This is a genomic window from Streptomyces zhihengii (assembly GCF_016919245.1).
Taxonomy (GTDB): domain Bacteria; phylum Actinomycetota; class Actinomycetes; order Streptomycetales; family Streptomycetaceae; genus Streptomyces; species Streptomyces zhihengii.
In genome coordinates this window covers 1,051,033-1,069,227 of record NZ_JAFEJA010000001.1, presented here as the reverse complement: position 1 = coordinate 1,069,227, position 18,195 = coordinate 1,051,033, and the positions used below count along the sequence as shown (strand labels likewise).

Here is an 18,195-nt window from a genome sequence, read left to right as displayed (position 1 = left end):
CCGGCCGGTGTCGCGGGTGCGACACCGGCCGGTGGCCTGGGAGCGGTTCCCGGATCCGCCGGCTACTCCAGGAGCTCCGCGTACGCCCCGAACGCCAGCGCGATGTCCGCCTGGGCCCAGAAGCGGTGGTACGTGAACACGGGCGCGGCGCCGCCCGCCAGGTAGCTCTCGATCTTCGACCACGCCGGGTCGTCCTGGTAGAAGGACCGCAGCGAGGCGAACGTCGACGACGCGTTGACGGTGTCGCCGTTCGGCATGGTGCCCGTCCAGCCGCTGGGCACGTAGACCGGGTCGTCGAAGCGGTTGTAGTCCGCCCGGGTCTCCGGCACGGCGATGCCGAGCGGGTCCTGGTGGTGGTTCCACATGCCGTCGAGCAGCGCCTTGGCCACCCGCTTCGCCTCGGTGTCGCCCGACTTGGCCGCGTAGTACGTCAGCACCTTGGCGTAGGAGCCGGCGACGCCGACGTCCTGGGTGTAGTCGGCCACGGTGACGTGCAGCGAGGCGTTGCCGCCCGGGCTGCCCGCGTTCCAGGTGTCCGGCTTGCCGGTCCACTGGAGCGTCGACGGGATGCGGAAGGTGCCGTCCGGGTTGATCGTGGTCTCCGACAGCGCCCAGTCCACCCACTTGTCCATGACGGCCTTGGCACCCGCGTCACCGGTCTCGTGGTAGTACTCGGCCACCCGCTCCATGGACCAGGCCTGGAAGCCGAACCACTGGTTCGACGGCGGGTCGTGGTAGACCGGCTTCTCGTCGTAGGCCATGCCGTAGAACGTCGGCGTGCCGGCCGGCGGGGCCTCGTAGCGGCCGCCGACGCTGTTGGTCGCGCCGCCGGCGATGGCGCCCTCGGCGCTCTGGAGCCAGCGGTAGAACTCGATCTGCCGGTCCAGGCTCTTGCCCCAGTCCTCCTGGCCGGTGGCCGACTTGGGCTTCAGCGGGGCGTACTCGGCGAGCGCGTAGGCGGCCATCGGGTTCTGGTAGCCGCCGTGGGCATGGCTGGAACCGATGCGCCACGACCAGCCCGCGGACGTGTCGGTCGCGCCGCCCCAGGCGTAGTACCAGGACAGCAGGTAGTGCGAGCTGTCCTTGCCGGTGCCGGCCGGGCAGGCCGTCGGGCTGGTGCAGTTGCCGATCTTCTTGAAGTACTTGTCGAACATCGCGTAGCGCAGGTAGTCGCCCATCTTGGCGGCCTTGCCCACGGTCGCCGAGACCTCGGAGCCCTTGCCCTGCTCCTTGGCCCACAGGTCGGCCCAGTAGGCCGCCTGCACGGCGCGCGCGTCGGCGTCCGGCGCGTTGGTGAACTTCCACTGCTTGGCGTACGAGGAGTCCCCGGTGAAGAGGTCCAGGTAGCCGTTCCGGCCGCCGTAGGCGAACTTGTCGCAGGTCGGGTGCGGCACGGTCTCCCAGACGGACTCCTGCGGGCCGCGCTGGAAGGTGTTGATGTAGGAGGGGCCGGTCGCGGTCGGGCCGGCCGAGCACTTGCCGGGCTCGTTGCCGTAGCCGTAGACGTTGTCGACATCCTGGAGCCAGTGCATGCCGTAGATGTCGTCGGTGCCGTACGCGGTCTTCAGCTCACCGGCGATCGGGTCCTTGCCCGACGCGACCGACGGTGTGAGCGCCGAGGGGTACTGCGAGGGCTGGTCGTACTCGCCCGCGTAGGTGGCCGGCTTGTTGGGGTCGTAGAAGGAGTTGGTGGGCTGATCCGCCTTGGTGGGGATCATGTACTTCTCCATCAGCGCCCACGAGGCGTTGAACTTGGTCCAGTCGCCGGTGATCCGGCCGTACATCGCCTCCAGCCAGATGAGGTAGCTGTACGCCTCGGACGTCGTCTCGTGGCCGTGGTCGGGGGCCTCGACGATGAGCGTCTCGACGGAGTGGTACGGGATGCCCTCGGGCGAGAAGTAGCCGTTCGCCGGGTCCATGATCTTCCCGTACAGGTCCAGGAAGCGCTCGTCGTACTCCTTGGCGCCCGCCAGCTGGGCGGCGGTCACCTCGGCCTTGGTGTGGCCGGGGGCGGTCACCGTGAAGGTGGCGGAGCCGGTGCCGGTCGCGTTCGCCGCGACGGTCACCTTCTGCGCGGTGCTCCAGTTCGACGGGGTGAAGGTGAGGCTCGCGCCGCCGGAGACGCTCAGGCCGCTGTTGCCCGCGGTGCGGGCCACGGTGGCCGTGACGTCGGCCGAGGGCCGTGTGGACAGCTTCACGTCGAAGGTGGCCGACTCGCCCTGGCGGACCGCGAGCTGGGCGGGGGTGGCGACCAGGGCCGGGCCCGCGGCGACGGTCACGCCGACCGGGGACGACTCGGCGGACGCGCCCAGGCTGTCGTACGCCTTGGCGTACAGCGAGTGGCTGCCCGCCGCGAGGCCCGTGGCGGAGAGCGCGTAGGGCGCGCTGGTGTCGGTGCCCAGGAGCGTGGTGTCGCTGTAGAACTCGACCTTGCTGACCGTCGCGCCGTCGGCCGCAGCGGCGGTCGCCGCCAGCGGCACCGCGTCGCCGGCGGTGAACACGGCGCCGGCCGTCGGGCTGGTGAGCACGGCGATCGGCGGCTGGTGGGCCCCGTTGCAGACGGTGCCGTTGACGGCGAACGACGTCGGGGCCGCGTTGGCACCGCTGTACGTGAACTGACCGCCGGCGCTGACGGCGGCTCCGCCGGCGATAGTCCTGTTCCAGTCGGTGTTCTTGACGGTGACGGTCTTCCCGGACTGCGACCAGACGCCGTTCCAGCCGCTGGTCAGCTTCTGGTTCCCGGCGTAGTCGTACGTGACGGTCCAGCCGTCGATCGCGGCGGTGCCCCGGTTGGTGACGGTGACGTCGGCGGTGAAGCCGCTGCCCCAGTCGTTGGTCTTGTAGTCGACGCTGCACTGGAGGGCCGCGGCGTGGGCGGGCGCGGTGCCGGTCGCGGTGAGGGCGAGGGGGAGCGAGAGGGCCGCGGTGAACACGGTGAGCGCGCGCCGCAGCAGGCGTGGTCGTCTCGCTCTGGGGGAGGTGCTGGTTGGCGGGGACATGCGTGAAATCCCTTCGAACGGCTCGGGGATGACGTGCTGAGCACAAGCCTTGAACCAGTGGGAGCGCTCCCACGGTGAGGGGGGTGCGAAGGGCTGTCAAGAGTTGTCGCAGGATCGGCCCGGGCGAGCTGTGGTCCGTCAAGAAATTTTCCAAGTCCCCTGTTGCGTCCGTCGGTTCGGCGCTAATCTCCGATGCAGCCAGTGGGAGCGATTCCACTCCGGACCGGCCGTGAAGGGCAGGTCCGACGCACTTCGGATCGCTCCATGCGTCACCCCCCGCACCGCCCTGCCGCTCAGCCCGGTGGCCTGCCCCCGCCGGGTGACATCACATCGCTGCAGGTTGCGCACCCGCACCACCGTTCCCCGATGAGCCGGTTTCGCGAGCCGAATTCCGGTCAGAATCTGGGAGCGCTCCCACTCCCGGTCCCGAGCATGGCCCGACTGCTCCGCAGATCAGGCATGCCCGATCCCCGACCCGACGAGAGGACATTTCCCGTCATGAGCCGCGAGATCACCCGCACCACCGCACCACCAGCCCGCCGGAGGCGTACCGCGCTGCTGGCCGCCTGCAGCCTCCTCGCCACCGGCGCGGGCGCCGTGGCGGTCATGCAGACCCCCGCCGCGGCCGCGGCACTCGCCTGCAACGTCGACTACCAGGTCAGCGACTGGGGCAACGGGTTCACGACCACGGTCACCGTCAAGAACACCGGCACCTCCGTCATCGACGGCTGGACGCTGACCTACGACTACGCCGGCAACCAGCAGCTGAGCGGCGGCTGGGGCGGCGTCTGGTCGCAGTCCGGCAAGACCGTGAGTGTGAAGAACGCCGACTGGAACAAGACGCTCGCGGCGGGCGCGACCGCCTCCCCGGGCGGCCAGTTCACCTACAGCGGCACCAACGCGAAGCCCGTGTCCTTCGCGGTCAACGGTGTGGCCTGCAACGGCGGCACCACGCCGACCGACCCGCCGACGACGCCGCCGCCCACGACCCCTCCGCCCACCGACCCGCCGCCGGCCGGCAACAAGGTCGACAACCCCTTCCAGGGCGCCAAGCTCTACGTCAACCCGGAGTGGAAGGCGAAGGCCGAGGCCGAGGCCGGCGGCAGCCGGATCTCCAACACCTCGACCTCCGTGTGGCTCGACCGCATCGCCGCGATCGAGGGCGTCAACGGCGGCATGGGCCTGCGCGACCACCTCGACGAGGCCCTGAAGCAGGCCGCCGGCCAGCCGCTCGCCATCAACCTCGTCGTCTACGACCTGCCCGGCCGTGACTGCGCCGCGCTCGCCTCCAACGGCGAGCTGAAGCCGGACGAGCTGCCGCGCTACAAGAGCGAGTTCATCGACCCGATCGCGGCCGCGGTCGCCGATCCGAAGTACGCGAGCCTGCGGATCACCACGGTCATCGAGATCGACTCGCTGCCCAACCTGGTCACCAACGTCAGCGGCCGTCCCACGGGCACCCCGCAGTGCGACGTCATGAAGCAGAACGGCAACTACGTCAAGGGCGTCGGCTACGCGCTCTCCAAGCTCGGCCCGATCGCCAACGTCTACAACTACATCGACGCGGGCCACCACGGCTGGCTCGGCTGGGACGACAACTTCGGCCCGTCCGCCGACCTGTTCGCCCAGGCCGCCAAGGCCGAGGGCAGCAAGCTGGAGTACGTGACCGGCTTCATCACCAACACCGCCAACTACGGCATCCTCAAGGAGCCGTTCTACACCATCAACGACTCGGTGAACGGCACCTCCGTGCGCCAGTCGAAGTGGGTCGACTGGAACCGCTACGTCGACGAGCTGTCCTACGCGCAGGCCTTCCGCCAGCGCCTGGTGCAGGCCGGCTTCGCCTCCAACATCGGCATGCTGATCGACACCTCCCGCAACGGCTGGGGCGGCACCGCCCGGCCCACCGCCCCGGGTGCGCAGACCTCCGTCGACACCTACGTCAACGGCGGCCGTCTCGACCGCCGCATCCACCTCGGCAACTGGTGCAACCAGGCCGGAGCCGGTCTGGGCGAGCGGCCCAAGGCGGCGCCGGAGCCGGGCATCGACGCCTACCTGTGGGTCAAGCCCCCGGGTGAGTCGGACGGCGCCGCGTCGGAGATCCCGAACGACGAGGGCAAGGGCTTCGACCGGATGTGCGACCCGACCTACACGGGCAACGCCCGCAACGGCAACAGCATGTCCGGCGCCCTCGGCGGCGCACCGGTCTCCGGGCACTGGTTCTCCGCCCAGTTCCAGGAGCTCATGAAGAACGCGTACCCGGCGCTGTAGGCGACGGGGGCACCGGTCGCCACCGGTGCCGACGCTGAGCACCTCCCCGAGCACCACCTTCGAGCACGACAACCCAGCGTGGCGCGCTCCGGCCGGCCTGGACAGTTCATGACCCCGAAACCTAGGGTCATGGCCCAGGACGCGCCGGAGCGCGTCACAACGGTTTGCAGTGGAGTACTCGATGGTCACCCTCGCCGATGTAGCGCGCGACGCCGGAGTGTCGGCGAGCACGGTCAGCTACGTCCTCAGCGGCAAGCGGACCATCTCCGCCGCCACCCGGGCGCGGGTCGAGCGCTCCGTGGAGCGCCTCGGCTACCGGCCCCACGCCGGCGCCCGGGCGCTCGCCGGGAGCCGGTCCTGGATCATCGCCCTGATGGTGCCGCTGCGCACCGACATCCATGTCCCCGTGATGCTGGAGATCGCCATGGCGGTCACCACCGCCGCACGCGCCCACGGCTACGACGTCCTGCTCCTCACCGGTGACGAGGGAGCCGAGGCCGTACGCCGCGTCCAGGGCAGCTCCGTCGCCGACGCCATGATCGTGATGGACGTCGAACTCGACGACGAGCGGCTGCCGCTGCTCCGGGCGGCCGAGAGCCCCGCCGTCCTCATCGGCCTGCCCGCCGACCCGACCGGCCTGGTCTGCGTCGACCTCGACTTCGAGGCGGCCGGTGCCCTGTGCGTCGGTCACCTCGCCGGCCTCGGACACCGGGACATCGCCTTCGTCGGCGGTGCCCCGGGCGTCTACGAACGGCACACCGGCTTCGCCGAGCGGACCCTCGCCGGGGTGCGCGCGGCCGCCCGGGAGCACGGCGTACGGGTCCTGCACCGCCCCTGCGAGGGCAACTACGCCTCCGTCGCCGCCACGCTCGACCGGATCCTGGAGGAGCGCCCCGGCACCACCGCGTACATCGTCCAGAACGAGGCGGCGGCCGACCCGCTGCTGGCGCTGCTGCGCCAGCGCCGGCTGGCCGTGCCCGAGGACGTCTCCGTGGTCGCCGTCTGCCCCGACGACGTCGCCGAGCGGGCTTCGGTGCCGCTGACCTCGGTCGCCGTGCCCGCCCGGGACATGGGCCGCCGGGCCGTCGAGGCGGTCGTCGCCGCGCTCGACGGCCGGCCCGCCGCCGGGTCCGTGCTGCTGCCGCCGTCCCTGACCGTGCGGGCGGGCTCCGGCCCGGCCCCGGCGGCCGGCTGACCGCGGACGGATGCGGACGCGATGGGACGGACCGACGGGACGGCACCGGCCGGGGGCGACGAGGCCCGGGCCGAGTTCCACACCTTCTTCGAACGGCACTACGCCGAACTGGCGCGCCTCGCGCGGATGCTGACGGGTGAGGCCGACGCGGCCGACGACCTGGCCGCGGACGCCATGGTGGCCCTGTGGCACCGCTGGGACCGGGTGCGCGCCGCCGACCGGCCCGACGCCTACGCCCGCGGCGTCGTCGCCAACCTGGCCCGCAGCCGGGTCCGCAGCGCGGTCCGCGAACGCCGCAGGATCGCGCTCGTCTCCTCCCGCCGCTCCGAACGCGTCGACGACCCCGACGTGTCCGCCGTGGTCGACGTCCAGGAGGCGCTGCGCGCGCTGCCGTTCCGCAAGCGGGCCTGCGTGGTGCTGCGACACGCCTTCGACCTCTCCGAACGCGACACGGCTCTCGCCCTCGGCATATCCGTGGGTACGGTCAAGAGCCAGACCTCCAAGGGCATGGCGGAGCTCCAGCGCCGGCTCGGGAGCGCGGACGCGCCGGAGCTGGTGGCGGAAGGCGGCAGGTGATGGACGAGGTGCGCAGGCGGCTGCGGGAGACGGCGGTCTCCCACCGCCCGGACCGGGAGGCGATGCTCGCCCGGGTGGAGCGCGGCATGGCGGAGCCCGCCGCCGCGCGGCGCCCGAGGGCGGCGCCCGCGCCGTGGCTGCGGGTCGTGGCGGCGACCGCCGCCGTGGCGGGCGTGCTGGCGGTGGGCGGCTACGCGGTGGCCGCCCTGACGGACGCCCCCGCGGCGCGGGGAGCGCCGCGCCCCGCCCCGCCGGCCGGCGCCGGAACGCGCCGCGGACGGCTTCCTGTCGTCGGCGGCGGTCGTGGACCCGCACAGCAACCGCTACTGGGCGCAGGGCAATCTCAGCCTCACCACCCGCGAGCCGCTCACCGAACTCACCGTGGAGCTGCGGGTGGCGCTGACCGGCGGCGTCGAGCAGACCGGCCACTGGGGCACCCGGCCCGCCGACGACTTCGAGGTGCGCGTCCAGGAGCGGGACGGCGTGCTGCTGTACCGCTGGACGCTCCGCGAGGGGCGGACGGTGCCCGCCGGGAAGCACGTCTTCGCCGCCCAGTACAACCACGCGGAGGGCGCGCGCGACGCGTCCGGCGACAGCTACTCCGCGTGGGCCCGCTCCGGCGACACCGGGGTCGCGGTGACCGGCCGCTTCACATCAGCGGACTGACACGTGTGCACGCGCCGCCGCCGCCCCGCGGCGGGTGCGCGACGGGACGGCGGCGGCGCGGCGCTCCCGGGGCCCGCCCCCGCTGTCCGGGAGAGGACGGGCCCGCGGGCCGCCGTCAGTGGCTCTCGCGCCACGGGGTCCAGTCGCCCAGGTACACCTCCCTGGTGGCCGTGCGGGCCTGGGCGGCCGTCAGCCGCGGGCGTTCGGCGGGGTCGAGGACCCGGGCCCCGGGGCCGGTGTTGCGGTACTCGGCGAAGCGCTGCTCCTGCCAGGGGTAGGTGTCGCTCATGTTCGTCCAGGGCCGGGCCGCGTCGATGCCCGGACCGATCCAGGTGTCGCGGACCACGAGCGACGGCCATGCCGTCGGATCCGAACTCGGCACCCAGGGGCGGGCGAGCTTGTACGCGCCGTCCTCGGCCGCGCCGGTCACCCGGCACCGCACGGCGAGGTAGCCGTACGGGTTGGCCCGTACGGTGGACGGGGCGAAGACCATGCCCTTGGGCGTGAAGTCCACGTCCCGGGCGAGGGTGTGGAAGCGGCAGTGCTCGAACACGGCGCGGGCGCGGCCGAAGACGAAGTCGACGTCCCCCTGGGCGTAGCAGTGGGAGAAGTACTGCCGGGCGACGGCCGACGCCGACAGGGAGTCGGCGTACAGGGTGTCCTGATGGCCGAGGAACCGGCAGCGGTGGAAGGCGGAGCGGTCGCCCATCACCTTCAGCGCCACCGCCTGGGTGCCGCTGATCCCGGGGTGGTCCGCGCGCAGCCAGTCGTTGGCGAAGGTGACGGCGAGAGCCGTGAAGCCGGCCGCGCGGACGGTTGTGGTGGCCGAGCCCGAGGTGCCGTAGGTGCCCGAGCCGTCCGGCCGGGGGGTGCCCGCGGCGTTGTCGTACACGATCACGGTGTCGCGGGGGTCGCCGCTCGCGCCGATCACGGTGAGCCCGGTGAGCTCCTCCCGCACCAGGACGGTCTCCCGGTACACACCGGGCGCCAGCACCAGCGTCCACCCCGCCCCGGTGGCGGCGTCGACGGCGCCCCGCACGGTGGTGTGGTCGCCGCGGCCGGCGGGGTGGACGTAGAGCGTCGTCGGTGTGAGCCGGGCGGCAGGTGACCCCCACCGGCCGAAGGGGCCCCGGCCGGGGCGGGCGTGGGCGGCGGGGGAGGCCGTGGCGAGCACGGCCCCGGCGCCCGCCGCGAGGAAGGCGCGGCGGGCGAGGGGTGCGGTCATGGTGTGGTGATCCCTTCCCCGGGCGGTCAGCGCAGCCGGCCGGCGCCCGCGTACAGCCTGACCAGGAGCGGCAGGACGTTCGGGTGGTCGACGCGGGGGCGCAGGACCGGGGTCCAGCCGGCGTCGGGGCGCAGCGCCTCCTCGGGGATCTCGGCGTTGTGGACGGCCAGCAGGTCGGTCTTCCTGCCGTTGACGTAGTTGTTCGCGGTGGTGACCGGCGAGTCCTTCCACTTCTTGAGGATCAGCGCGGGGCTCACCGACCGGTCCACGGCGAAGGAGTTGTGCTCGGCGACGAGCTGCGACTCCGCGCCGATGCCGAGGCTGTACACGTAGGGGCCGCCGACGACGTAGTGGTTGTTGTAGGTGTCGACCTGGCCGAAGCGGACGCGGGGGGCGCGCTCGACGACCTTGTCGAAGAGGTTGTGGTGGAGGGTGACCCGCAGCTTGCCGCGGTCGGTGGCGCCGGCGCTGTCGCTGTTGCCGATCATCAGCGTCTTGTCGTGCTCGGTGAACACGTTCCAGGACGCGGTGACGAGGTCGGCGCCCCGCACGATGTCGAGCAGGCCGTCGTGCTGCTGGTAGATCTCGCCGTAGTACTCCGGCAGCGAACTGTCGGGGTAGCGGCCGTCGGTGAAGGTGTTGTGGTCGACCCACACATGGGTGGAGCCGTAGACGACCACACCGTCGTACTCGGAGTTCCAGGCGCCGCTCTCGCCGTCCGTCGGGTCCCACTGCGGGAAGCAGTCCAGCGGCGCCTCCAGCGTGAGGTTGCGGACGATGACGTTGTCGACGCCCTTGATCTGGAGGCTCGCCCCGGTGATCCCGGCGCCGCGGCCCACGCCCACGAGGGTGGTGTTCGAGGGCACGAACGCCTGGATCGCCTCGGCCTGCGCCTTCGCGGAGGCGGCGCGCAGGTCCTCCTGGGGGCCGCTGACGGTGTTCTCGTAACCCCAGACGGCCGGGTCGTAGTCGGCGAGGTACCGGTCGAAGTCGTAGCCCTCGGCCTCGAAGGCGGAGCAGCCGGCGGCGGTGGCGTCGAGGGTGCCCTTGACGCGGATGACGCGCGGCGCGCCCGGGTCGGCGGCGAGCGCGGCGCGGAACTCTTCCCAGGTGGTGACGGTGTACACGTGCTCGGCGTCGGCGGCGGCGCCGCCGGTGGTGCCGGTGCCCTCCGACGCCCAGCCGTCGCCCGCGGGGAGGGTCTGGCGGGCCAGGTCCTTCCCGTGCTGGGCGGGGTGGGCCTGCGCGGTGCCGGTCACCGCGAGGACGAGTGCGGTGGAACCGACCAGGGCCGTCATGACGCGTCCCTGAGCTCTCATGTGGTGCATGGTGCGGCTCGCCTTCTCTATGCGTGCGGTCTCTCGGTGGTGGCCGCGGAGGCGTCGGGCGCCTGCGGCCAGGTGATGTGCGACGGGGGGATCGTGTCGTCCAGGCGCCGCAGGTCGCGCGGCGCCAGCACCCGGGTGCGCAGCAGCTCCCGGGCGACCAGCCGGGCCACCTCGACGGCGCCCGGCGGGTTGAAGTGGGTGTTGTCCTGCTCGGTGGCCGTCCAGTTGAAGTACGTCTTGGTCCGCTCCGGCCCCAGCTCCTGCCACAGCGCCAGCGACAGCGCGTGCACGTCCAGCAGCGGGACGCCCTCCAGCTCGGCCAGCACCCGCATCGCGGCCGGGTAGTCCCCGAGCGAGGGGACGGCGGTGCCCGCGGCGTCGAAGCGGCGGCGCTCCACGGAGGTCGCCAGCACCGGACGGGCCCCGCGCTCACGCGCCCCCGCGATGTACTGCCGGAGCTGCTCCTGGTACGTCGACCAGGGCTCGGTGTACCGCGACGGGTCCTCGGCCTTCTGGTCGTTGTGACCGAACTGCACCAGCAGCAGATCACCCGGCCGGACGGCCTCCAGCAGGGCCGCGAGCCGGCCCTCGTCGGCGAAGCTCTTCGAACTGCGGCCGTTCACCGCGTGGTTGGCCACCCGCAGCGTGCGGTGGAGGAAGAACGGGAGCGCCATGCCCCAGCCCGTCTCCGGCGCCGCGTCGGCGTACTTCTGGGCGGCGGTGGAGTCGCCCGCGACGAACAGGGTGCGGGGCCGGTGCCCCGCCGGAGCGGGGACGGCCGCGTGGGCGGTCCGGGCCGCCGCGGCCGGCGCGAGCACGAGGCCCGCGACGGCCGCGACCACCTGACGGCGGCCGGCCGTCACTTGGTCTGCTGCTTCCACTCCGCCTGGGCCTCGTTGAGCTGCTTCGCCAGCTCGGTGAGGAACTCCTTCGCGGACGACTTGCCGAGCAGCACCTTCTGGAACTCGGGCTCGTTGTCGGCCTTGGAGATGGCGTTCCAGTCGGGCAGGTAGTACGGGAGCTGCACGATGGTGGTGTCACCGCTGAAGAGGGCGTCGGCCGCGAGCTTCGTCGGCTCCGCCTTCGCCAGCCACGGGTCCTTCGCCGCGTCCACGTGGGACGGGATCGCGCCGGCGGACTCGTTCCACTTGCTGTTCGACGCGTGGGACGCGGCGAACTCGATGAACTTCCAGGCCGCCGCCTTGTTCTTCGACGTCTTGAACATGCCCAGGCCGTCGACCGGGTTGGACACCTGGACCCGCTTGCCGTCGTCGCCGACCGGCTGCGGGATGCCCCGGAACTTCTCGGTGCCCAGCGCCTTCACATGGTCCTGGTAGGAGCCCAGGTTGTGGTTGAGCATGCCGATCTCGCCGCTGTCGAACTGCGCGACCATCTTGGTGAAGTCGTTGTTCACGTCGGCGGCCGGGGTGTTCGTCTTGAACAGCGCGGCGTACTTCTCCAGCGCGGCCACGTTCTTCGGGTCGTCGACCGTGGTCTGGTCGCCCGCCCAGAAGTCCTTGATGCCGCTCTGCCCGTACATCGCGTCCAGCGCCTGCGCGATGGAGCCCGCGCCGCCGCGGATGGTGTAGCCGAAGCGGTTCTTGCCCTTGTCGGTCAGCTTCTCGGCCGAGTCGTAGAACTTCGCCCAGGTGTCGGGCGCCTCCAGACCGGCCGCCTCGAACAGGTCGGTGCGGTAGTACAGCACGCCGTTGCTCGCGGAGGTCGGCACGGTGAACGTCTTGCTCTGGCCGCCGGCCGCCTTCACGCTGTCCAGCATCGCGTCGTTCAGCTTGCCGTTGAGGGTGCTCACCGCGATCCGCTCGTCCAGCGGCTCCAGCGCGTTCTGCGCCGCGATGCCGGCCAGCATCGCCGCGCCCACACCGCCGACGTCCGGCAGGCCGCCGCCCTGGATCGCCGTGTCGTACTTCGACTGGACCTCGGTGGAGGCGACGCCCACGTACTCGACGTCGATCTCCGGGTTGGCCTTCTCGAAGTCCGCGATGATCTCCTTCCAGACGTCGGTGCGGACACCGCCGTTGTTGTCCCAGAAGGTGATCTTTCCCTTGCCCGATCCCTCGGTGCCCTTGTCGCCTGCCGCGCCGCTGCCGTCGTCACCGCAGGCGGTGGCGGTCAGCGCGAGGGCGGTGGTCAGGGCGAGAACGGAGGCGGCTCTGCGCGCCCCGCTGGTGAAGATGGTCATCGTCGGCTCTCTTCTTCTCGTTCGGTCGGACTTCTGTGAGGGGGGATCAGGTGGGGGGAAAACCGTGGGCCGGAGCACCCGCCGTCCTGCGGGAGCGCTCCCGGCGTCCGTGTGTCAGCGCCCCGCGGGGCGCAGTCGGAAGGTGGTGAACGTGGCCGTCCCCGCGTAACCGGGACCTTGTTGTCCCGGCAGCGCCGGTGCCACGCCGAACAGGGCGAACAGGGCGCCGACCCAGCGCCACGGCATCGCCGCGAACACCGGCCCGGACGGCTCGAACGCGATCCCGGCCGGCTCGGACTCCGCCGGCCCGCCGCCGGCGTCCGCCGGACCGGGCTGCACGGCGGCCGAGAACCGGCACCGGGCGCCCGCCGACACCTCGATCCGCAGCCGCGCCCGGCCCGCCGGTGCGACCCGCGCCACGGCGGCGTCCCGTTCCGTCTCCGCGGTCGGCTCGGCGAAGCGGTGCACCAGCCGCGCCACGCCGTCGGCGCCGCGCTCCAGGCCGATCCACGCGTACGCGTCGCCGAGGACGGCGAACCCGGCCCGGGCGCCGGGCTCCTCGCTGTCCAGCGTCAGCTCGACCTCGGCCACCGCGTCCACGGCCGGCAGCCGCTGCGTCAGCACGTGCGGCAGCCGCCGCAGGTCGCCGGCGTCCGCCGAGCGCGGGCACGACAGCCGCAGGCCGTCGCCGCCGTGGGCCGTCGTCCAGCCGTCGCCCGGGTTGGCCGTCCACTGCCACTGGCGGCCGAACCGCCCGCCGGGGAAGTCGTCGTCGGTCGCCGGCGCCGACGGCGGGCGCGCGGGCAGGTCCGGCTTGGGGTGCACCAGCACCGGCGACCCGCCGTCCCCGAGCACCGGCCAGCCGTCCTCGCCCCACTGCATCGGCTGGAGGTGCACCAGCCGGCCGTAGGCACCGCGCTCCTGGAAGTGCAGGAACCAGTCCTCGCCGAACCGGGTGCGCACCCAGCCGCCCTGGTGCGGCCCGTTGACGTCGGTCGCACCCTGCTCCAGGACGATCCGCTCCTCGTAGGGGCCGAAGAAGTCCTTCGAACGCAGCGCGCCCTGCCAGCCGTTGGTGACACCGCCGGCCGGGGCCAGGATCCAGAACCAGCCGTCGTGCCGGTACAGCTTCGGGCCCTCCAGGGTGAACCAGCCCGGGATCAGGTCGGCGTCCACGACGGTGGTGCCCTCGTCGAGGAGACCGGTGCCGTCGAGCCGCATCCGGTGCCCCGTCAGCCGGTTCTTGATCCCCGAGCGGGACTTGGCCCAGGCGTGCACCAGATACGCCTCGCCCGACTCCTCGTCCCACAGCGGACACGGGTCGATCAGTCCGCGTCCCGCCTTCACCAGGTGCGGCTGTGTCCACGGGCCGCGCACCCCGGGCGCGTTGACCTGCCAGATGCCGTGGTCCGGGTCGCCCCAGAAGATCCACAGGCGGCCGTCGTGGTGCCGGATGGACGGCGCCCACACCCCGCAGTCGTGCCGGGGCACGGAGAACGCGGCGGCGGGCTCCAGCCGGTGCAGCGCGTGCCCCACCAGCGTCCAGTTGACCAGGTCGGTGGAGTGCAGCAGCGGCAGCCCCGGCACCCGGCCGAAGCTGGACGCGGTCAGGTAGTAGTCGTCGCCGACCCGCACCACGTCCGGGTCCGACCAGTCGGCCGCGAGCACCGGATTGCGGTACGTGCCGTCCCCGAGGTCCGCGCTGATCACGCCGTCACCGCCTTCCGCACCAGGGCGGCGGCGCCGTCGCGGTCGAGGCGCCCGTCGGCGACGACGGTGACGATCCGGCGCACCACCGTCCCGCCCGCCGTGACCGGCAGCCGGTCGTCCGCGGCGAGCGAGGACCCGACACCCGGGTACTCGGCGGTGCGCACGAACCAGGGGTCCTCCCGGGTCCGCGCCGTGGCCCCGGCGAACACCAGCGTCCACTCCTCGCCCGCCAGCGCCAGCCAGTCGGCGCACCGGCCGTGCACGGCCTCCTCGCCCTCGGCGTCCGCGGTGAACACCCGGGCCCGTGTCGCCTCCTTCGGCGCCCGCCAGAAGAAGCCGCCGTACCCGGCGCCCGGCCGCCCGTTGGTGGCGGGCGAGCCGATCGACACCTCCTCGCCGGTGGTGTTCGTCAGCGAGAACGTCAGGTCCAGCGCCCAGGCCGATTCGCCCAGCGCGGTGACCGCGACCGTGCGGTGCTCCCGCAGCAGCCGCCGCCCGTCCGCGACCCAGCTCAGCTCCTCGACGAAGCCGTCCCGGTCGTGCAGCTTGAACCCGTCGTGCCGCTGCTCGCCGTGGTTGTCGAGCTCGGTGGGGCCCTGGTCGCGGACGAAGGTGCGCCCGCCCCAGAAGTTGTGCCCCGCCACATCGGGGACGGCCACTCCCGCGCCCAGGTGGTGCACATGGTCCGCGGGCATCAGCTCGGTCACCGTGACCCCCGCCGGGGTGCGCACCGGGTGCAGGGCGGGCCGCGGGGAGCAGCGCCGTTCGGTCACCGCGGCCGTGGCGTAGTGGGCGACCGGGCGCCCCGCGCAGCTCAGCACCGTCGTCGCCGTCACCGGCCCGCCCCCTGCACCTGGCGCAGCGCGGCGGGGCGGGCCCAGTCGGCGCCCAGCTCGGAGAAGAGCGCGGTGCGTTCGGCGCTCGCGGCGACCAGCGCGTCCACCCCGGCGACGACGCGGCGTGCCCCGTCGCCGAAGGGCTCCGGGCGCCAGGCGCCGTCGGGCAGCGCCACCGGGTCGGGCGCGGTGCGCACGGCCTCCACGACCCGCATGAACGCGCCGGTCGCCTCCGGCGGGACCAGCAGGTCCGTCCCGTCGGTGAGATGGGAGACCAGGTTCTCCAGCAGGTCGGTCCTGCCGTGGACGGTCTCCACCGGGCCGTGCCCGGCCCGCTGGAGGAGCACCCGGTCCTGCTTGTACCAGAAGGTGATCCGGCCCCGGTCGCCGTGCACCATGACGTACGGCTCGGCCGCGGTCTCGGCGCACAGCGTCGCCGCGATCGTCACCCGGCCGCCGCGCGCGGTGGTGACCCGCACGCACGAGGTGTCGTCCGACTCGATCGCGTTCGCCCGGAACAGCTCCGGCTCCACGTCCGCGACGTCCTCGGTGTGCACGCTGCCGTCCAGCGCGAGTGCCGTGGCCACCGCGTGGGCGAGCGGGTTGGTCAGCGCGCCGTCGACGACGTCCACGCCGTCCAGCCGGCGCCGGCCGGCCCACGGCGCACGGTGGAAGTACGCCTCGCCGCGGACCCACGCGCCCGCCGCGCCGACCCCGCGCACCTCGCCGACCGCCCCGTCCGCGACCAGGCCGCGGACGGCGGCGACGGCGTCGGAGCCCAGCGACTGGAAGCCGATCTGGCAGGCCACCCCCGCCGCCCGCACCCCGTCGGCCATCCGGCGGAAGTCGGCGTACGACGGGGCCGGCGGCTTCTCCAGCAGCAGGTGCACACCCCGCCGGGCGGCGGTGAGCGCCAGGTCGGTGTGGGTCTGGATCGGTGTGCAGATCACCGCGATCCGCGCGCCGGTGGAGGCCAGCAGTCCGTCGAAGTCGTCGGACTGCGCGACCGGTTCGCCCGGGGAGCCGAGCTCCTCGTCCGTCAGCGGCCGCAGTTCGCAGACGCCGGCCAGGCGGACCAGGCCCGCGTGCTGGAGCCTGCGGATGTTCTCCAGGTGGACCCGGCCGTGGCCGCGGGCGCCCGCCAGGACGACCGGCAGGGGCAGGCTCGCGCCGCTCATCCCTTCACCGCCCCCGCGCTGAAGCCGGTGACCAGCCACTTCTGGATGAAGGCGAACACGATGACCACCGGGACGGCGGCGATGACACCGCCGGCCGCCAGCGCGCCGAGGTCGACGCTGTCCGCGCCCATCAGGGTGTTGAGGCCGACCGGGATCGTCTGCTTGTCCTGGCTGTTGAGGAACATCAGGGCGAACAGGAAGTGGTTCCAGGAGTGGACGAAGGCGAAGGAGCCGACGGCCACCAGGCCCGGCCGGAGCATCGGCAGGACCACGACCCGGAAGGCGGTGAACCTGCTGCACCCGTCCACCCAGGCGGCCTCCTCCAGGGAGTACGGCACGTTCCGGATGAAGCCGCTGATCAGGATGATGGACAACGGGAGCTGGAAGACCGTCTCCGCGATGATCACGCTCATCAGCGAGTTGATCAGGCTGAGGTCGGCGAAGATCTGGAACAGCGGCACCAGCAGCAGCGCGCCGGGCACGAACTGCGAGCACAGCAGCGCCAGCATGAACCACCGCTTGACCTTGAAGTCGAAGCGGGCGAGGGCGTAGCCGCCCGCCAGGGCGACCAGGGTCGTCATGATCAGTGTGGCGACACCCGTGATCAGGCTGTTCTCGAAGTAGGTGGCGAACGAGCGGTCCGTCCACACCTTCTCGAAGTGGTCGAACGTCAGCGGCCAGGGAACCAGCGACGTCGAGCCCGTCGGACGGAGCGCGAAGAGCAGGATCCAGTAGAACGGGACCAGGGTGAAGATCAGGTAGATGCCGAGCGGGAGGTAGATGTGCCAGCGGGGGACCTCGTCCCACGCGCGGTTCTTCTTCCTGCGGCGGCTGACGGGCGGCCGGCCTGCCGGACCGGAGCCCGCGCGGTCGGGGCCGGCGGCCGTGGCGGAGAGGTCGGGGGAACGGGTGGTGTCCTGAGTGATCACTTGGTCTCGCCTCCGAACTTGCTCAGGCGCAGGTAGACCATCGAGAAGAAGAGCAGGATCACGAACGCGACGGTCGTGAGGGCGGACGCGTAGCCGAAGTCGCGTCCCTCGACACTGGTGTGGGCGATGTACAGCGGCAGGGTCGTGGTCTCGCCCGCCGGTCCGCCGCCGGTCAGTGTGTAGAGGAGGTCGACGTTGTTGAACTCCCACACCGCGCGCAGCAGCGTGGAGAGGATGATGGCGTCCTTCAGGTGCGGCAGGGTGATGTGCACGAACTGGCGTATCCGGCTCGCCCCGTCGACCTCGGCCGCCTCGTAGAGGTCCTTCGGGATCGACTGGAGGTCGGCGAGGATGAGGATGGCGAAGAACGGGACGCCGCGCCACAGGTCGGCGACGATCGCGGCCCAGAAGACGGTCCCGGTGTCGGAGAGCAGCGAGGTGCCGTACTCGCCGATGCCGACGTCGGCCAGGTAGCGGGTGATGCCGGTCTGCGAGTTGTAGAGGAGCACCCAGATCGCCGACGTGAGCACGCCGGAGACGGCCCACGGGGAGAACACCAGCGCCCGTCCGAGCGAGCGGCCCACGAAGGTCTGGTTGACGATCAGCGCCAGCGCGAGACCGAAGAGGAGCTGGAGCGACACCTCGACCGAGACCCACTTGAGGCTGAAGGCCAGCGTGCCCCAGAAGTGGGTGTCCTCCGTGAAGATCGCGGTGAAGTTCTCCCACCCCGCGAAGCCGTTCCGCCACGGCTTCGTCGGGTTGTAGTGCTGCGCGCTGTAGTAGAAGACGCTGAGCACCGGATAGGCGATGAAGCCCAGCATGAGCAGGACGGCGGGAGCGATCAGCAGATACGGCAGCCTGCGGGGTGCCGTTCCCTTCCGCCGCCGGCCGGGCGGCCGGGGCAGCGGGCGCGGCGGCCCTGAGGTTTTCTGCGCCACAGCTGAGGCCATGACTGGGACTCCGATCGTGGTACGGGCAATTCAGGAGAATGGGGGCGGGCCGGGGCCCGCGGAACACCCTGAGAAAGCGCTTACTGGAAGGGTGTGGGGGTCCGCTGTCCGCGGCGCCGTCCGGCGCCGCGG

General features: G+C 72.4%; 14 protein-coding genes. 4 read left to right on the top strand and 10 right to left on the bottom strand.

Annotated features, from left to right (window positions below):
• Positions 1–62: 62 nt before the first annotated feature.
• Complete coding sequence (locus tag JE024_RS04485; RefSeq protein WP_205372323.1) at positions 63–2,999, bottom strand: glycoside hydrolase family 48 protein; 2,937 nt, start codon at positions 2,997–2,999, stop codon at positions 63–65.
• Between the two features lie 498 nt (positions 3,000–3,497).
• Between JE024_RS04485 and JE024_RS04480 the strand changes: the two genes are divergently transcribed.
• From JE024_RS04480 to JE024_RS42075, 4 genes are all read left to right on the top strand, one after another.
• On the top strand, positions 3,498–5,270 hold the full coding sequence (locus tag JE024_RS04480) for a glycoside hydrolase family 6 protein (RefSeq protein WP_205372322.1): 1,773 nt from the start codon (positions 3,498–3,500) through the stop codon (positions 5,268–5,270).
• A gap of 181 nt (positions 5,271–5,451) precedes the next feature.
• On the top strand, positions 5,452–6,465 hold the full coding sequence (locus tag JE024_RS04475; protein WP_205372321.1) for a LacI family DNA-binding transcriptional regulator: 1,014 nt from the start codon (positions 5,452–5,454) through the stop codon (positions 6,463–6,465).
• 21 nt (positions 6,466–6,486) lie between these two features.
• Positions 6,487–7,041: a SigE family RNA polymerase sigma factor gene (locus JE024_RS04470; RefSeq protein WP_205372320.1), complete on the top strand. Its 555-nt coding sequence runs from the start codon at positions 6,487–6,489 to the stop codon at positions 7,039–7,041.
• 303 nt (positions 7,042–7,344) lie between these two features.
• The gene (locus JE024_RS42075) at positions 7,345–7,707 is read left to right on the top strand and encodes a hypothetical protein (protein WP_307840692.1); all 363 of its coding nucleotides are present in this window, start codon (positions 7,345–7,347) and stop codon (positions 7,705–7,707) included.
• 115 nt (positions 7,708–7,822) lie between these two features.
• On the opposite strand, the gene JE024_RS04460 is transcribed toward JE024_RS42075, so the two are convergent.
• The 9 genes from JE024_RS04460 to JE024_RS04420 all read right to left on the bottom strand — a co-directional run bounded on the left by JE024_RS04460 (position 7,823) and on the right by JE024_RS04420 (position 18,063).
• Positions 7,823–8,932, bottom strand: a complete 1,110-nt coding sequence (locus JE024_RS04460; RefSeq protein ID WP_205372319.1) for a pectinesterase family protein — start codon at positions 8,930–8,932, stop codon at positions 7,823–7,825.
• A gap of 26 nt (positions 8,933–8,958) precedes the next feature.
• Complete coding sequence (locus JE024_RS04455) at positions 8,959–10,260, bottom strand: pectate lyase family protein (protein WP_417844045.1); 1,302 nt, start codon at positions 10,258–10,260, stop codon at positions 8,959–8,961.
• 17 nt (positions 10,261–10,277) lie between these two features.
• Positions 10,278–11,123 (bottom strand): rhamnogalacturonan acetylesterase, encoded by an 846-nt coding sequence (locus tag JE024_RS04450; RefSeq protein ID WP_205376369.1) that lies wholly within the window; start codon positions 11,121–11,123, stop codon positions 10,278–10,280.
• Positions 11,120–12,460: an ABC transporter substrate-binding protein gene (locus JE024_RS04445; RefSeq protein WP_205372317.1), complete on the bottom strand. Its 1,341-nt coding sequence runs from the start codon at positions 12,458–12,460 to the stop codon at positions 11,120–11,122. Before JE024_RS04445 ends, JE024_RS04450 begins: the two co-directional genes overlap by 4 nt.
• A 114-nt stretch (positions 12,461–12,574) precedes the next feature.
• Positions 12,575–14,167, bottom strand: a complete 1,593-nt coding sequence (locus JE024_RS04440; protein ID WP_205376368.1) for a glycoside hydrolase family 43 protein — start codon at positions 14,165–14,167, stop codon at positions 12,575–12,577.
• Positions 14,167–15,006, bottom strand: coding sequence for a DUF6807 domain-containing protein (locus tag JE024_RS04435; protein ID WP_205372316.1), 840 nt, complete (start codon positions 15,004–15,006; stop codon positions 14,167–14,169). Before JE024_RS04435 ends, JE024_RS04440 begins: the two co-directional genes overlap by 1 nt.
• A complete protein-coding gene (locus tag JE024_RS04430; protein WP_205372315.1) occupies positions 15,003–16,184 on the bottom strand; it encodes a Gfo/Idh/MocA family protein in 1,182 nt (393 codons plus the stop codon). The genes JE024_RS04435 and JE024_RS04430 overlap by 4 nt, the downstream gene beginning before the upstream one ends.
• A complete protein-coding gene (locus tag JE024_RS04425) occupies positions 16,181–17,113 on the bottom strand; it encodes a carbohydrate ABC transporter permease (RefSeq protein ID WP_307840691.1) in 933 nt (310 codons plus the stop codon). The genes JE024_RS04430 and JE024_RS04425 overlap by 4 nt, the downstream gene beginning before the upstream one ends.
• Positions 17,110–18,063, bottom strand: a complete 954-nt coding sequence (locus tag JE024_RS04420; protein ID WP_205372314.1) for a carbohydrate ABC transporter permease — start codon at positions 18,061–18,063, stop codon at positions 17,110–17,112. Before JE024_RS04420 ends, JE024_RS04425 begins: the two co-directional genes overlap by 4 nt.
• Between the last annotated feature and the right edge of the window lie 132 nt (positions 18,064–18,195).

What these genes read in the sequence shown, in the direction of transcription:
- JE024_RS04485 (WP_205372323.1), bottom strand. Translation starts at nt 2,999, where the DNA reads ATGTCCCCGCCAACCAGCACCTCCCCCAGAGCGAGACGACCACGCCTG.
- JE024_RS04480 (WP_205372322.1), top strand. Translation starts at nt 3,498, where the DNA reads ATGAGCCGCGAGATCACCCGCACCACCGCACCACCAGCCCGCCGGAGG.
- JE024_RS04475 (WP_205372321.1), top strand. Translation starts at nt 5,452, where the DNA reads ATGGTCACCCTCGCCGATGTAGCGCGCGACGCCGGAGTGTCGGCGAGC.
- JE024_RS04470 (WP_205372320.1), top strand. Translation starts at nt 6,487, where the DNA reads ATGGGACGGACCGACGGGACGGCACCGGCCGGGGGCGACGAGGCCCGG.
- JE024_RS04460 (WP_205372319.1), bottom strand. Translation starts at nt 8,932, where the DNA reads ATGACCGCACCCCTCGCCCGCCGCGCCTTCCTCGCGGCGGGCGCCGGG.
- JE024_RS04455 (WP_417844045.1), bottom strand. Translation starts at nt 10,260, where the DNA reads ATGCACCACATGAGAGCTCAGGGACGCGTCATGACGGCCCTGGTCGGT.
- JE024_RS04445 (WP_205372317.1), bottom strand. Translation starts at nt 12,460, where the DNA reads ATGACCATCTTCACCAGCGGGGCGCGCAGAGCCGCCTCCGTTCTCGCC.
- JE024_RS04430 (WP_205372315.1), bottom strand. Translation starts at nt 16,184, where the DNA reads ATGAGCGGCGCGAGCCTGCCCCTGCCGGTCGTCCTGGCGGGCGCCCGC.
- JE024_RS04420 (WP_205372314.1), bottom strand. Translation starts at nt 18,063, where the DNA reads ATGGCCTCAGCTGTGGCGCAGAAAACCTCAGGGCCGCCGCGCCCGCTG.